Origin of the sequence: Kitasatospora sp. NPDC058492 (genome assembly GCF_042720685.1) — a bacterium.
GTDB lineage: Bacteria > Actinomycetota > Actinomycetes > Streptomycetales > Streptomycetaceae > Kitasatospora.
Map to the genome: position 1 here is coordinate 70634 of NZ_JBHXMU010000009.1, position 1075 is coordinate 71708.

General features: G+C 66.9%; 5 protein-coding genes. All 5 read right to left on the reverse strand.

The window, feature by feature from the left end; translation table 11 throughout:
* Positions 1–142: 142 nt before the first annotated feature.
* From ACFWPI_RS08830 to ACFWPI_RS08850, 5 genes are read right to left on the reverse strand one after another with little or no spacing between them, the layout of a single operon-like run.
* Positions 143–322 (reverse strand): thiocillin family RiPP, encoded by a 180-nt coding sequence (locus ACFWPI_RS08830; RefSeq protein ID WP_380373633.1) that lies wholly within the window; start codon positions 320–322, stop codon positions 143–145.
* 46 nt (positions 323–368) lie between these two features.
* Positions 369–548 carry a thiocillin family RiPP gene (locus ACFWPI_RS08835; protein WP_380373630.1) on the reverse strand — a complete coding sequence of 60 codons (180 nt, stop codon included), beginning with the start codon at positions 546–548 and terminating at the stop codon, positions 369–371.
* A gap of 35 nt (positions 549–583) precedes the next feature.
* Positions 584–766 carry a thiocillin family RiPP gene (locus ACFWPI_RS08840; protein ID WP_380373628.1) on the reverse strand — a complete coding sequence of 61 codons (183 nt, stop codon included), beginning with the start codon at positions 764–766 and terminating at the stop codon, positions 584–586.
* A gap of 20 nt (positions 767–786) precedes the next feature.
* Complete coding sequence (locus ACFWPI_RS08845) at positions 787–948, reverse strand: thiocillin family RiPP (protein WP_380373626.1); 162 nt, start codon at positions 946–948, stop codon at positions 787–789.
* Positions 949–973: 25 nt separating this feature from the next.
* Positions 974–1072, reverse strand: a complete 99-nt coding sequence (locus tag ACFWPI_RS08850; RefSeq protein WP_380424698.1) for a thiocillin family RiPP — start codon at positions 1070–1072, stop codon at positions 974–976.
* Between the last annotated feature and the right edge of the window lie 3 nt (positions 1073–1075).

Below are 1075 nucleotides of genomic sequence, written 5' to 3' on the forward strand. Positions count from 1 at the left end.
CCCCTGCCCTCCTGGTTTTTTCCGGGTTGATTTTTTTTTTTTGTGTCACCGCCCGGGTCGTGGGGGCGGGGGGGGGCCCCGGTCCGTTGGGGCGGTCCCCCCCGGGCCGCTAACTTTCAGGATGTTGCGGAATCGCTACCTGTCACCCGTAGGTGGAGGCCGTGGTGAAGCTGGACGCGGAGCTGGCCGGGCAGGACGCACTCCCCGCCGAGGTGGCGCTGGAGAAGGAACCCAGGGCGTTGCCCTGCGGCAGCTCCTCGATCGCGAGCTCGCCCTCCAACGCGTAGAGGTCGAACTGGCTGTCGGTCGTGTTCTCGGTCATCTGTACTCACCTCCTCTCCTTCGGAGTCGGAGTCCCACCAGACCGGTCAGCCGGCGCTCGAGGCCGTGGTGAGGCTGGTGGCGGAGCTGGCCGGGCAGGACGCGCTGGACGCGGACGTCAGGCTGGAGAAGGAGCCCAGGGCGTTGCCCTGCGGCAGCTCCTCGATCGCGAGCTCGCCCTCCAACGCGTAGAGGTCGAACTGGCTGTCGGTCGTGTTCTCGACCATGGATCAACTTCCCTTCTCTTTTGTTGTCCGTTCGGTCAGGTGCAGTTGGCCGTCATGACGCTGCCGGCACTGCTGACCGGGCACGACGCGGTCCCAGCGGTCGACGTGGTGCTGAACGTGCCCAGCGCCACGCCCTCCGGGACCTGCTCCAGGAACAGGCCGTCATCCGGCAGTTCCACGGTGTGCAGGTCAAGCTCCAACAGGTACGAGTCGCTCATCGGATGCCTCCGGCGAATGATCAGGTGTAGCTGGAGAACGAGGTGAACGAGGACGCCGAGGTGGCCGGGCACGACGCGGTGCCGACCGATCCTGCGGTGGAGACGGACGCGAGCGCGTTGCCCTCGGCGAGCGTCTCCATCTCGAGGGAGTCCTCGAGTGCGTACAGTTCCAGTTCGGGCATGGGGCTTCTCCCTTCCGGTCGTTGGTTAGCCCGTGCAGTTGGCCGTCATGACGCTGCCGGCACTGCTGACCGGGCACGACGCGGTCCCAGCGGTCGACGTGGTGCTGAACGTGCCCAGCGCCACGCC

Excerpts from the sequence above, each read along its gene's own strand:
- ACFWPI_RS08830 (WP_380373633.1), bottom strand. The coding sequence starts at position 322 with ATGACCGAGAACACGACCGACAGCCAGTTCGACCTCTACGCGTTGGAG.
- ACFWPI_RS08840 (WP_380373628.1), bottom strand. The coding sequence starts at position 766 with ATGAGCGACTCGTACCTGTTGGAGCTTGACCTGCACACCGTGGAACTG.
- ACFWPI_RS08835 (WP_380373630.1), bottom strand. The coding sequence starts at position 548 with ATGGTCGAGAACACGACCGACAGCCAGTTCGACCTCTACGCGTTGGAG.
- ACFWPI_RS08845 (WP_380373626.1), bottom strand. The coding sequence starts at position 948 with ATGCCCGAACTGGAACTGTACGCACTCGAGGACTCCCTCGAGATGGAG.